Origin of the sequence: Streptomyces sp. GD-15H (assembly GCF_045291515.1) — a bacterium.
Classification (GTDB): Bacteria; Actinomycetota; Actinomycetes; order Streptomycetales; family Streptomycetaceae; genus Streptomyces.
In genome coordinates this window covers 8,164,092-8,175,979 of record NZ_CP149447.1, presented here as the reverse complement: position 1 = coordinate 8,175,979, position 11,888 = coordinate 8,164,092, and the positions used below count along the sequence as shown (strand labels likewise).

Sequence of the window (11,888 nt, the reverse complement as noted above, 5' to 3'; positions counted from 1 at the left end):
CGCTGCGCAAGGCCGACATCGGGGTGGCCATGGGCGTCACCGGGACGGAGGTCACCAAGGAGGCCTGGCACGATGGTGCTGACCGACGACAACTTCGCCACCATCGTGTCCGCCGTCCGCGAAGGCCGGGGCATCTACGACAACATCGTGAAGTTCACCCGGTTCCAGGTCTCCACCGCCCTGGGCTTCGTCGCCACGTTCCTGATCGCTTCGCTGACCGGTCTGGCCGGCGGGGCACCGTTCACCGCCCTGCAGATCCTGTTCGTGAACCTGGTCATGGACGGTCCGCCGGCCATGTCCCTGGGCGTCGACCCGGTCGACCCGGATGCGATGAGCCGGCCGCCCCGCCGGGCCGGCGAACGCATCCTCAGCCGACCACGCCTCGCCCGGATCCTCCTGGCGAGCACGGTGATGGCGGTCGGCACCCTCGCGGTGCTCATCTGGGCCCCCGGGCCGGAGGCGGAGCTGGGAGTGGCGACCGTGGCGGGCACGATGGCCTTCGTCACCTTCGTGTTCTTCCAGGTCTTCAACCTGCTCAATGTGCGGCACGACACCCGCAGCGTGTTCAGCCGGGAGACGCTGCAGAACACCTCCGCGTTCGTCGCCACCGCCGCTGTGATCGTCCTGCTCGTGCTCATCGTCGAGACGGACGCCCTGCACGGCTTCTTCACCACGACCGACCTCACCCCCGGCCAGTGGCTGGCATGTGCGGCCGTCGGCTCCGCCATCCTCTGGACCGGGGAAGTACTCAAGACCGTACTGCGCGCCCGAGCCCGCCGCGCACGCGTCACCGCCACGCGGCCGCCATCCCGCCGGACGGCCTGACGGCACGGCGAGCGGTACGACCACGTGGCCCTGTCTGCCGCGTCCCGCGGAGTCTGCGCGCCCGCGGGACGCCCGAACGCGAGGGGCGCCGAGCTTGTGAGCTCGGCGCCCCTCGGGCTTCACCCGGATCTCGGTGGTGCCGGTTCCCGCCGCCGGAAGGCCCAGTCCATTCTCGGCTCGAACACGGCCCGGAAGACCCGCCGCACCGGCGCCGTGCACAGTACGGTCACGACCACGGCGGCGACGACGGTGACGGTGATCGCGCCGAGCGGGCGGTGGAACCAGTCGTTGCGGGACCAGTGCCAGTGGTTGGCGGCCTGGATGACGAAGCCGTGCAGCAGGTAGCCGTACAGCGTGCCGGTGCCCAGCGCGGTGTACCACGTCCGGCGTCGCGGAACGAGGGCGAGGAAGCAGGCGACCAGGACCGTCGAGCAGCCGAAGATCGCCAGCGTCATGACGGGCCCGTACCAGGCGGGTGCCGCGAGATCTTCGGCACTGGAGTTGTGGAAGAACCAGGCGTAGTTCATCCGCGTCACGGCCCAGTACGCCATGACCAGCGCGCCGAGGAAGACCGGTACGGCCAGGATGCGCACCTGACGGCGCCGCACCACTTCGAAGTGCTCCGGCCTGAGGGACAGACCGAGCACGAAGTAGGGCAGGAACTGCAGAGTGCGGTGGAGGTCGAGGTCCTTGCCGAGGGACGGGGCGAGGGTGGCCAGTGCCGCGATGGTCAGGGCGAGGGGCAGCGGCCACCGCACGGACCGCCAGATCGGGGTGGTCAGTCGCCAGATGAACAGCGCGGCCAGGAACCAGGTCAGATACAGGGGGTCCAGCAGGCTGATCGAGCGGTCCGGCTTGCCGTCGCTCCACCGGGTGAAGAAGGTGTACGCCACCTCGAAGACGACGTAGGGCACGGCGACACCGGTGACCAGACGCTTGATCCGTCCGGCGCTCCAGTCGAAGCCGCGTGAGAAGTAGCCGGAGATGACGATGAACGCCGGCATGTGGAAGGCGTAGACAAGCGTGTAGAAGGCAGTGACGGTGCGGCTCTCGCTGCGCAGCGGTTCCCATGCGTGACCGACCGCCACCAGCACGATGGCCAGGTATTTGGCGTTGTCGAAGAGCGCGTCCCGCGGTTTCGCCGACCGGGCCCGCGCCTCGGTCGGCGCGGTGGCGGCGCGGGGCGCCCCCGTGGCCGGCGCCGTCCCGTCAGGCGTCGTCGGTGGCCCGTCCGTCTCCCCGGGGCTGCGCGAGGGCAGCGTTTCGTTCACGATTCCTTCCTTCGGGAACCCAGACAGAGCAGAACACCTCTTACGGGAGTTGCGTATGTGACACGAGAGTGACGACTCGGGAAACCGTAACCGTGGCGGACGCCGGGGTAAACCCGGACCCGTGGTCTTGTCACCGTTGCGAGCGCGTACACCCCCGGCTCCCGGGCCCGCGGAATCCGCCCACACCACGGGTGCCCACTTTCGGCCATTCACGCCGTGGGGGCACTCAGCGCCCCCCTCCTCGATCGCCACCGTTCTATGCTTCTACGTGCTTGTAGAAGGCCCTTGCCGGATGCCCGCGGGGGTGTGCGGCACCGCGCCTACGGAACAATCGCACGTGAAGGAGTGAACGCCGCGATGGTGTTCAAACGACTGCTCGGTTCGCTCGGAGTGGGTGGCCCCACGGTCGACACGGTCCTCGACCCCGGTGCGCCCCGGCCCGGAGCCGCGCTGACCGGGCAGGTCCACCTCAAGGGCGGAGACGCCGACTTCGACATCGAGCACATCACGCTGGAGCTGGTGGCCCGCGTCGAGGCCGAGCACGAGGAGGGCGAGAGCGAAGGCGTCGTCGCCTTCGAGCGATTCACCGTGGGCGGCGGCTTCCGGCTCGCCGCGGGCGCGGCGCACAGCGTGCCGTTCTCCATGATGCTGCCCTGGGAGACGCCCCTCACCGAGCTGCACGGTCAGGGCCTCGGCATCGTCCTGGGCGTGCGTACCGAGCTCGCCGTGGCGGGCGCCAGGGACAAGGGCGACCTGGACCGGCTGAACGTCGGCCCCCTCCCCGTGCAGGAGGCGGTCCTCGAGGCGTTCGGCGGGCTGGGCTTCGGCTTCAAGTCCGCCGACCTCGAGTACGGCCGCATCGGCGGCACCGGCCAGCAGCTGCCCTTCTACCAGGAGATCGAGCTGACCCCGGCCCCGCAGTACGCCCACCGGGTCAACGAGATCGAGGTGACGTTCCTCGCCGGCCCCGACGGCATGGAGGTCGTCCTGGAGGCGGACAAGCGCGGCAGGCTCTTCTCCTCCGGCCACGACGCGGTCAACCGGTTCACCGTCTCCCACGACGGCGTCGAGCACCAGGACTGGAACGCCGTCGTCGACGACTGGATGCGCCGGCTCGTGGAGCACCGGGCCCCGTACGGCGCGTACGCCGACCACGGGCACGGCGGGCACGGCAGCCACTACGCGTACGACGAACACCACCACGGCGGCCACCGCTCCGGCCCCGGTATGGGGACCGTCGTCGCGGCGGGTGCGGCCGGGCTCGCCGTCGGTGTCGTCGGCGGCATGGTCGCGGCCGCAGTCGTCGACGAGGTCGGGGATTTCTTCGAGGGCGACGAGGACGAAGGAGAGGACGAGGACTGACCGAGTTCGATCCCCGAGCACCGCACGGCACCCCACCCCCCGCTTTCTACATATTTGTAGAAGATAAGCTGCCGACGCACGGACGCGACAGACAAGGAGTGGGTGGACATGGGCGTCATCGCATGGCTTGCGCTGGGGCTGCTCGCAGGGGCAGTGGCCAAGGCCATCCTGCCCGGACGCGATCCGGGCGGGCTCATCGGCACGACGGTCATCGGCATCGCGGGGGCCTTCCTGGGCGGCTGGCTGTCGTCGCAGTTGCTGGGCCGCACGGTGCAGCGGGAGTTCTTCGACCCCGCCACCTGGGGCTCGGCCGTCGTCGGCGCGCTCGTCCTCCTCATCGGCTACCGCGTCCTCTTCGGCAACTCGCGCGACTGAGCGGCCCGCACGAACCTGACGCGGCCCGCCCAGGCCGGCCCGGCACGACCGAGAACAATCAAGGACAACCAAGAAGGAGTACGCAGTGGGAGTTTCCCTGTCCAAGGGCGGCAACGTCTCTCTCAGCAAGGAGGCCCCGGGTCTGACCGCGGTCCTGGTCGGCCTCGGCTGGGACGTCCGCACGACCACCGGCACCGACTACGACCTCGACGCCTCCGCGCTGGTGCTCGACGCCTCCGGCAAGGTCCCGTCCGACCAGCACTTCGTCTTCTACAACAACCTGAAGAGCCCGGACGGTTCTGTGGAGCACACCGGTGACAACCTCACCGGTGAGGGCGAGGGCGACGACGAGACCGTCAAGGTGAACCTGGCCGGCGTGCCCGCCGAGGTCGACAAGATCGTGTTCCCGGTGTCGATCCACGACGCCGAGAACCGCGGCCAGAGCTTCGGCCAGGTCCGCAACGCCTTCATCCGCGTCGTCAACCAGGCGAACAATCAGGAGATCGCCCGCTACGACCTCTCGGAGGACGCCTCCACCGAGACGGCCATGGTCTTCGGCGAGCTGTACCGCCACGGCGCCGAGTGGAAGTTCCGCGCCGTCGGCCAGGGGTACGCCTCCGGGCTCTCCGGAATCGCCGCCGACTTCGGCGTCAACGTCTGACACCCTGCCGGACCAACCGCCCGGCCGGCCCCGTGCGGGCCGGCCGGGCGCGGTGCTCTCCGGCCGAGGAACATGGAGCGCTCGGGGCCGGGCGGGACACGGGCGTCCTCGACGTCCGAAGCCGGGTCACCGAGCGGGCGGGATGCGGTAGACCGAGACGTGGGAGCGTGACTCGGCGGTGAAGGGGGCCCCGGCCCAGTCCTCGTGCCTGGTCTCCAGTCCGAAGCCGGCCAGCTGGGCCATGAGGTCGAGTTCGGCCGGCCAGATGTAGCGGTGGGGGCTGCGGAACAGCCGCGCCTGCTGCGTCCCGTCGAACCGGAAGTGGTGTGACACCACCTGCTGACGCAGGATGTCGTACGTGTCCAGGCCAATGTAGCCGGGCTCGGACTGCCAGACCGTGGCCTCCTGGCCCGGGGGAGCTTGCGCAGCTCCGGCACCCAGAGCTCGATCACGAATCGGCCACCGGGGACGAGGTGGCGGGCGGCGTTGCGGAAGCACTCGACCTGCTCGGCCTGCGTGAGCAGGTTGGAGAGGGTGTTGTAGACGAGGTAGACGAGGCTGTACTCCCCCGGCGCGACGGCGGTCGCCATGTCACCGATGACCACCGGGATCGTCGCCTCGTCCGCCTTGGTCCGCAACCGCTCCACCATGGGGACGGACAGTTCGATGCCGGTGACCGGCACTCCCCGCTCGGCGAGGGGGACCGCCACCCTGCCGGTCCCGACGGCGAACTCGAGCGCCGCTCCGTCCCCGGCGAGGCCGACGAGCCGGTCGACGGCCGGTTCCAGGGTCTCGGGTGCGAACATGCCGGTGCCCGGCGTGTCGTAACGCTGTGCGGTGTCGGCGTCCCAGATCTCCTCCTGCTGCATGCCGCCACCATTCACCGGCGACCCATAAGTTGTCCACCGGATTCCTCAGGGTCGGTCTCACCCCGTGGCCCGGCCCGTCCCGCGCCGCCGCGTTCCACTTCAATGGCCTCTGGAAGGCGGGCGTGTGAGGGTCTGGTGAGGGTCACCAAGTGAGGAGGAGGGCGAGCATTTTGTGCATATGCACCTGATAAGATCATCGAACTTTCAGTAGACTGACGGCGCGTCATGAACGCGTACGGGGGACAGTCTCTAAGGCCCCGTCGCCAAGGTGTGAGGTGTGGTCCGCCCGTGGGTTCGAGCCGTTCGACGGCCGGGATCCTCAGGTCGGATCGGTGGACCATCCGCGCTCCCGGCACGATGCGACTTGAAGAGAGTCTCATGACGTCATTGATCAGGGATCCATTGTTGTGGATCTTGCTGGTAGTGCTCATCGCTGCGGCGTTCGCAGTGATGAGGGCACGGAGAACCAACCTGGCGCTCCGCAGAACGAGGAAGGACCTGGAATCGGACCTGGGTCAGGCCCAGGGCCAGCTCGCCCAGCAGCAGGGGCACATCGCCACACTCAACGCACGGCACCAGGTCGACCTGGCCGACGTCCGCGCGGATGCCGAGTCGTCGACCAAAGCCGTACTGAAGTCGGCGATGGGAACGCTGCAGTCCCTCGCCGAGGAACAGCAGCTCCTGCTGGACGGCCTGCTGAAGAAATACGGCAACGACACCGAGGTCCTCGCCGACCTGATGTCGGTGGACCACACCGGCAGCCAGTTCGGCCGCCGGGCCAAGGGCATCTCGGTCCTGTGCGGTGGCTGGCTGGGTCGGCGTGACGGTGTGGCGACCGTGTACGACGTGGCGCGCAGCGCCCAGGGACGGATCAAGGACTTCGACCGGGTCGGCATCCACGCACAGGTCAGCGTCTCCGTCTCCGCCAAGGCCGTCGAACCGGTGGCCGTCGTGCTGGCCGAGCTGCTGGACAACGCGACCACCTACAGTGCTCCGGGCACCCCGGTCGAGGTCAACATCCAGGCCGTGCCGACGGGTGTGTGCTTCATCGTCGACGATGCCGGCCTGGGCATGGACCAGGAGACCAAGGACCGGGCGGCGGCCCTGCTGTCGGCCAACGGTGCGGTCGACATCACCGGTCTGGGCGATCCGCCCCGTTTCGGGTTCGCGGTGTGCGGCATGCTCGCCGCGCGGTACGGCTTCTCCGTCTCCGTCGGCTCGGTGTCCCCCTACGGCGGAGTGCGTGCAGTGATCCGTGTACCGGAAAGTCTCCTGGCCGCCGACGCGCCCGCACCCGCCGAGCCCGTACAGGAGGCCGTGAGCCCGGAGGCCGCCCCGCAGCGGCTGGCTCCTGTTCCGGTGGGCCCCTCCCATGTGGTGGGCAAGACGAACGGCGGACTTCCCAAGCGGCGCCGGCGGCAGGGTCCGATCTCGGTGGTGCCCGCGCCGGACGACACGGCCGATGTCGACGGGCAGATCTCCGAACCGGCCAGCGAGGTGACCGCGTCACGCCTCGGGGCGTTCGCCCGGGGCACACAACTCGGTCGGATCACGAACACCATGGAAGGACCTGATCAGCAGTGAACACCGACCTGTCGTGGGTGCTGAACGACGTGCTCGAGGTGCGCGGTGCCCGTCACGCCGTGCTCGTCTCGGGTGACGGCCTGCTGCTTCAGCGTTCGGACGACATCTCGCGCGACGACGCGGAAACGAACGCCGCCGCCATGAGCTCCATGCAGTCCCTCAGCCGGGCGGTCGCCGGTTTCGTCGGAGCGGGGAACGGCCTCTGGAAGCAGACGCTGCTGGAGTACGACGGCGGCTGGATCTTCCTGAGTGCCGCCGGGCAGGGCGCCTACCTGGCCGTCTCGGCGGCTCCGGACGTCGACATGGAAGCCGTGTCGTTCCGCATGCAGAAGACGGTGGCGGCACTGAGCAAGGCGATGAGCGTGGCGCCACGCGCGGACCACGGTGTCGGCTCATGACGGTTCCCGGCGAGGAAGAGTCCGTCTCCAGCGACTTCGTCCGCTCCTACGTCATCACTGGCGGCCGGAGCCTGCCGTCTTCGGACGATCTTGCATTGCACACCCTCGTCACGCTGGCTCCCGAGCGGACCCTCCCGCTCGGGGCCGGGCCCGAAGTGACGGCGATCTGGGACCTGTGCGCGGGGGGCTACCTGTCGGTGGCCGAGGTGGCAGGCCACCTCGGTCTACCGGTCGGAGTGGCCCGCCTGCTGCTGACCGACCTGTTCGAGCAGGGGCACCTGCTGCACCGCGCCGAACCGCCGCAGGCCCAGAACGTTGACAGAGCGACCCTCGAGAAGGTTCTGCATGGACTCCAATCCCTCATCAGCTGAGACGGCCCAGGGCTCCATCTACGTCTCCAACGCGGTGACCAACGCCGCGAAGATCCTGGTCGTCGGGCATTTCGCCGTGGGCAAGACGACTCTCATCAGTTCGCTGTCGGAGATCACTCCGCTGCGCACCGAGGAGAAGATGACCCAGGCCTCCGTCCACGTCGACGACCTGCGGGGCGTGACGGACAAGACCACCACCACGGTCGCCCTGGACTTCGGTCGTCTCACGCTGAGCGAAGACCTCGTGCTGTACCTGTTCGGCACGCCGGGACAGCAGCGCTTCATGCAGCTGTGGGAGGACATGGCGCGCGGTGCGCTGGGAGCCCTGCTCCTGGTCGACCCCGCACGGCTGGAGGAGACCTTCCCCGTCATCGACCTCGTCGAGGGGTACGGCCTGGAGTACGCCATCGCCGTCAACACCTTCGACCCGTCCACCACATACAGCGAAGCAGAGGTGCGTGAGGCGCTCGACCTGCTGCCGGACACTCCCGTCGTCTACTGCGACGCCCGTGACCAGCAGTCCTCCGCGAAGGCACTGATCGCGCTGGTCCGGCATCTGCTCGAGCGCGCCGCCTGACCGTCACGCGCCCACCCCACCCGGGAACCGCGGTTCCCGGACCACCAAGGAATACTTCATGGATCTTCAGCCGACGTCTGCGCCCACGGGCAGCAGATGCCCCATGCACGACGCCTCGTTCGCCGCCGACCCGCAAGCGCTCTACCACCAGCTGCGCGCCCACGCCCCGGCCGGTCCGGTCGAACTCGCCCCGGGCGCGGACGCCACGCTGGTCGTCGGGCACGAGATGGCACTGCGCGTCCTGCAGAACACCGACCTCTTCGCCCGCGACGCCCGCCGTTGGAAGGCCCTCAACGAGGGACGCATCGGGATGGACAACCCGGTGCTGCCGATGATGGCGTACCGGCCCAACTGCCTGTTCACCGACGGCGCGGTGCACCTGCGGCTGCGCAAGGCGGTCACCGACAGCCTGGCCCAGCTCAACATCACCCGGGTCCGCCGCGACGTCGAGCCGATCGCCGACTACCTCCTCGACCAGTTCAGCGAGCGGGGCCGCGCCGACCTGCTCAACGACTACGCCAAGCTGCTGCCGTTGCTGCTGTTCAACAAGCTCTTCGGCTGCCCCGCGGACATCGGTGACACCCTCACCACCTCGATGGCGGCGATCTTCGACGGCAAGGACGCCCTGCGCGCCAACGAGGACCTCACCGCCTGCCTCATGGAGCTGATCGCCCTCAAGCGGCGCCAGCCCGGTGACGACATCACCTCCTGGCTGATCCAGCATCCGGCCGGGCTCACCGACGAGGAGCTCAAGGACCAGCTGGTGATGCTGATGGGCGCCGGGGTGGAACCCGAGCGCAACCTCATCGGCAACGCCCTGGTGCTGTTGCTGTCCGGCGCGGGCGGCCGGCAGAGCGGCATGCTGATCGAGGAGGCACTCGATCACGTGCTGTGGAACGAGACCCCCATCGCCAACTACGCGACCCACTACCCGGTCCAGGACGTCGATCTCGGCGGCCATGTGGTGGAGGCCAACACCCCGGTCGTCATCTCCTTCGCGGGCGCCAACAGCGATCCCGCGCTCGCCGAGGCCCGCCGCACCCGCAGCAGGGGTGCCCACCTGGCGTGGGGGCCGGCCCGCACGCCTGCCCCGCCAAGGACCCGGCGCAGGTCATCGCGATCACCGCGATCGAGCGGTTGCTCAACGCGCTGCCCGACCTGACCCTGGCCGTACCGCAGGAGGAACTGCAGTGGCGGCCGGGGCCGTTCCACCGCGCGCTGGTGTCCCTGCCGGCGACGTTCAGTCCGTCGCCGGCCACGCGCATGGCGGCGGCCCTCCAGCACCGGGCCGCGTCGGCCGGTGCGGAGCAGCCGCTGCCCGTGACCCAGTCCGCCCCGGCACGGCAGAACTCGGGCCGGAGGAAGGGCTTCTGGAGCAGCTTCCTCGATGTCTTCCGCGTCTGATGCACGGCATGTGACAGGAGCAACACTCTGAGGCGCATGACGGAGGAGGGTGGAAGGGTAGGTTCCGGCGGTACCGGCAGCGCCCAGCCAAAGGAGCTTCGCGTGACCGCCGTTGGCGAAATACGTGGCACCAGCACCATCCCCGGCGCCAGTAACACGGACCGCCGAGCCGTCATCTCCCTCCTCCGTCGACTGCGTTCGAGTGAAGGACAGGCCAACCCGCTTCCCGTCTGGGAGGCGCTGCGTTCCATGGGAGACGTCGTACGCGCCCCCTGGGGCGGCTACTTCGTCACCGGATTCGAGGCGTGCAGCCAGGTCCTGCGTGGCAGGAACTGGCTCGTCCCGGACTTCGCCTGGCAGGAACGCCAGCCCGACCAGAAACGCTGGGAAGCCCCCGCCACCCGCGAAATGACCAGAACCCTGCCCCGTCTCAACGCCCCCGCCCACACCTGCCAGCGACGGGCCCTGGGCAACCCCTTCGACCGCTCCTCGATCGAACGCCTGCGCCCCCAGATCGCCGCTCTCGTCTCCGGTCTCCTCGACGAACTCGCGGACCGGCTCAACGCCGACGGCGAGGCGGACTTCGGCACCGTCGTCGGTGAGCAGTTGCCCATCCGCACCGTCGGCCAGTGGCTCGGCCTCGACCCGGACGACTACGCGCACATCCTGAACTTCACCCACCGGCAGGTCTACGCACAGGAGTTGCTCCCCACCAAGAGCGAACTCGCGATATCGGCCCAGGCCACCCTGGAGATGCGGGCCTACTTCACCGAGCTCATCCGGCACCGGCGCGCCCACCCCGGCAACGATGTCCTCACCGGCTGGATCCACTACTGGGACGCCCAGTACCCGGACGACCGGGCCGCGGCGGACCAGGTGGTCTACGACCTGACGATGTTCATCACCATCGCCTCCCTGGAGACCAGCGCCGTCCTGATGACGAACGCCGTCCGGCTACTGACCCAGGACCCGTCGCGTGCCGCCTGGCTGCGGCAGCACCCCGACCACATCGACGACGCGATCGAGGAGACGCTGCGCTACGACCCGCCCGTGTTCGTCAACTCCCGTATCGCCGCCGACGACACCCTCCTCGCGGGCGTGCCCATCGCGAAGGACACCACCGTCCACGTCCTGTACGGTTCCGCCGCCCACGACCCGCGCCGCAATCCGGACCCCGGTACCTTCGACATCCTGCGCAACGGAGGGCACCTCACCTTCGGCGGAGGTGCGCACTACTGCCTCGGAGCGGCTCTCGCACGGCTCGAGGCACATGAACTCCTCGTCCAACTGCTGGAACGCTTCCCCACGTTGCGGTCCGTCGCACCTCCCGCGTACGACACCACCCGTGTCGTCTTCCGCCGCATCACCTCCCTGAAAGTGACGATATGAACGCCCTGTTCCTGTCCGGCGACCCCGACGACCGGATACTGAAGACCCTGCGCACCCACCGGCAGGGCCCTGTCCTCACCATCGAGTTGAACGTTCCCGAGCAGGGCAACGTCGTCAGCGAGGCCATGCTGGACGACCTGCTCACCGTGCTGGACGACCAGGATCCCTCGGTACGCGTCCTGGTGATGACCGGCGCCGGGCAGGACTTCTGCCTCGGCGGGGACCGCGACGAGTTCGCCGGGCACCTCGCCCACGACGCCACCGGCAACGGCATCCGTGTATCCGGCGTCAAGGCCCGGCGGGTGTGCGACGCGCTGACGTCCCACTCCGCCGTCACCATCGCCCGCGTCCAGGGCAGGGCCATCGGCGCCGGCTTCGCCCTCGCCCTCGCCTGCGATCTGCGGGTGGGGGCCGACACCGCGACCTTCCGGCTGCCCGAACTCGCCCTCGGCCTGCCCACGGCGTGGGGCGGCCTGCTGCCGCGGCTGATCAGCGAGGTCGGAGCCGCGTCCGTGCGCGAACTCGTCCTCACCGGACGCCCCCTCCCCGCCCAGGAGGCCCTCGGTCTGTCGATCCTGCAACGGGTCGTGCCCGAGGACGCACTCGACGACGCGGTCGACGAGTGGGCCAAACCGCTCCTGCGGCGCTCGTTGCCCGCTGTGCGGGTCACCAAGACGCTGCTGAACTCCCTGACCGCCTCGACCCGCCTCGCCGACGCGTCGGTCCTGGATCCCGAACTGATGGCGGCGGTCGCCAGCGAAGTGCACCACATGCGTACGACCCGCTGATCACGCCCTTCACA

At 69.3% G+C, this 11,888-nt stretch carries 11 protein-coding genes and 2 pseudogenes; 11 read left to right on the top strand and 2 right to left on the bottom strand.

Features of this window, described 5'->3' with window-relative positions; translation table 11 throughout:
- The first annotated feature begins 72 nt into the window (after nucleotides 1-72).
- A complete protein-coding gene (locus tag WJ438_RS38785) occupies nucleotides 73-825 on the top strand; it encodes a cation transporting ATPase C-terminal domain-containing protein (RefSeq protein ID WP_406729291.1) in 753 nt (250 codons plus the stop codon).
- A 119-nt stretch (nucleotides 826-944) separates the two neighbouring features.
- Here the strand turns inward: WJ438_RS38785 and WJ438_RS38780 are convergent, their stop codons facing one another.
- Nucleotides 945-2,096, bottom strand: coding sequence for an acyltransferase family protein (locus WJ438_RS38780; RefSeq protein ID WP_406729290.1), 1,152 nt, complete (start codon nucleotides 2,094-2,096; stop codon nucleotides 945-947).
- 357 nt (nucleotides 2,097-2,453) lie between these two features.
- Here WJ438_RS38780 and WJ438_RS38775 point away from each other — a divergent pair, with 357 nt between their 5' ends.
- From WJ438_RS38775 to WJ438_RS38765, 3 genes are all read left to right on the top strand, one after another.
- Complete coding sequence (locus WJ438_RS38775) at nucleotides 2,454-3,458, top strand: sporulation protein (RefSeq protein WP_406729289.1); 1,005 nt, start codon at nucleotides 2,454-2,456, stop codon at nucleotides 3,456-3,458.
- A gap of 108 nt (nucleotides 3,459-3,566) precedes the next feature.
- Nucleotides 3,567-3,833 carry a GlsB/YeaQ/YmgE family stress response membrane protein gene (locus tag WJ438_RS38770; protein WP_406729288.1) on the top strand — a complete coding sequence of 89 codons (267 nt, stop codon included), beginning with the start codon at nucleotides 3,567-3,569 and terminating at the stop codon, nucleotides 3,831-3,833.
- Between the two features lie 85 nt (nucleotides 3,834-3,918).
- Nucleotides 3,919-4,494, top strand: a complete 576-nt coding sequence (locus WJ438_RS38765) for a TerD family protein (RefSeq protein WP_406729287.1) — start codon at nucleotides 3,919-3,921, stop codon at nucleotides 4,492-4,494.
- Between the two features lie 126 nt (nucleotides 4,495-4,620).
- On the opposite strand, the pseudogene WJ438_RS38760 reads toward WJ438_RS38765, so the two are convergent.
- Nucleotides 4,621-5,363: pseudogene (locus tag WJ438_RS38760) on the bottom strand (class I SAM-dependent DNA methyltransferase).
- Between the two features lie 378 nt (nucleotides 5,364-5,741).
- On the opposite strand from WJ438_RS38760, the gene WJ438_RS38755 reads away from it, so the two are divergent.
- From WJ438_RS38755 to WJ438_RS38725, 7 genes and pseudogenes are all read left to right on the top strand, one after another.
- Nucleotides 5,742-6,947 (top strand): ATP-binding protein, encoded by a 1,206-nt coding sequence (locus WJ438_RS38755; RefSeq protein ID WP_406729286.1) that lies wholly within the window; start codon nucleotides 5,742-5,744, stop codon nucleotides 6,945-6,947.
- A complete protein-coding gene (locus tag WJ438_RS38750; RefSeq protein WP_406729285.1) occupies nucleotides 6,944-7,345 on the top strand; it encodes a roadblock/LC7 domain-containing protein in 402 nt (133 codons plus the stop codon). Before WJ438_RS38755 ends, WJ438_RS38750 begins: the two co-directional genes overlap by 4 nt.
- On the top strand, nucleotides 7,342-7,716 hold the full coding sequence (locus WJ438_RS38745; protein WP_406729284.1) for a DUF742 domain-containing protein: 375 nt from the start codon (nucleotides 7,342-7,344) through the stop codon (nucleotides 7,714-7,716). The genes WJ438_RS38750 and WJ438_RS38745 overlap by 4 nt, the downstream gene beginning before the upstream one ends.
- Entirely contained in the window at nucleotides 7,691-8,293 is a 603-nt protein-coding gene (locus WJ438_RS38740; protein ID WP_406729283.1) for a GTP-binding protein, read from the top strand. The genes WJ438_RS38745 and WJ438_RS38740 overlap by 26 nt, the downstream gene beginning before the upstream one ends.
- A gap of 103 nt (nucleotides 8,294-8,396) precedes the next feature.
- Nucleotides 8,397-9,697 (top strand): annotated as a pseudogene (locus WJ438_RS38735) (cytochrome P450).
- A 102-nt stretch (nucleotides 9,698-9,799) separates the two neighbouring features.
- Nucleotides 9,800-11,086: a cytochrome P450 gene (locus WJ438_RS38730; RefSeq protein ID WP_406729282.1), complete on the top strand. Its 1,287-nt coding sequence runs from the start codon at nucleotides 9,800-9,802 to the stop codon at nucleotides 11,084-11,086.
- On the top strand, nucleotides 11,083-11,874 hold the full coding sequence (locus WJ438_RS38725) for an enoyl-CoA hydratase/isomerase family protein (RefSeq protein ID WP_406729281.1): 792 nt from the start codon (nucleotides 11,083-11,085) through the stop codon (nucleotides 11,872-11,874). Before WJ438_RS38730 ends, WJ438_RS38725 begins: the two co-directional genes overlap by 4 nt.
- Nucleotides 11,875-11,888 lie beyond the last annotated feature (14 nt).